Raw genomic sequence first — 276 nt, 5'->3', positions numbered from 1 at the left:
GCTGATCCTCGACGAGCCGGGCTCGGGTCTGGACCCACACGCCACGGCCGAGCTCAACGCCCTGCTGCAGGCGCTGAAGGCGGATGGAGTGGCGGTGCTGATGGTCACCCACGACCTGCTCTCGGCCGCCGACACCGCGGACCGCATCGGCTTTCTCGCCGAGGGCCGCATCATCGAGGAGTGGCGCGCGCAGGGCGAGGCTCGCTTCGACCTCAATGCGCTGCACCGTCGCTTTGCGGGGGCAGCGGCGTGAGTGCGGCGAGTGCTACGGCCAGC

At 71.0% G+C, this 276-nt stretch carries 1 pseudogene; it reads left to right on the top strand.

Annotation, left to right across the window (positions count from 1 at the left end):
- Positions 1 to 253 (top strand): annotated as a pseudogene (locus FLQ44_RS17645) (hypothetical protein); the annotation flags it as partial.
- Between the last annotated feature and the right edge of the window lie 23 nt (positions 254 to 276).

Source organism: Vogesella mureinivorans (assembly GCF_007644035.1).
Taxonomy (GTDB): Bacteria; Pseudomonadota; Gammaproteobacteria; order Burkholderiales; family Chromobacteriaceae; genus Vogesella; species Vogesella mureinivorans.
The sequence above is the reverse complement of the archived record's forward strand: the minus strand, read 5'-3'. Positions and strand labels throughout refer to the sequence as shown.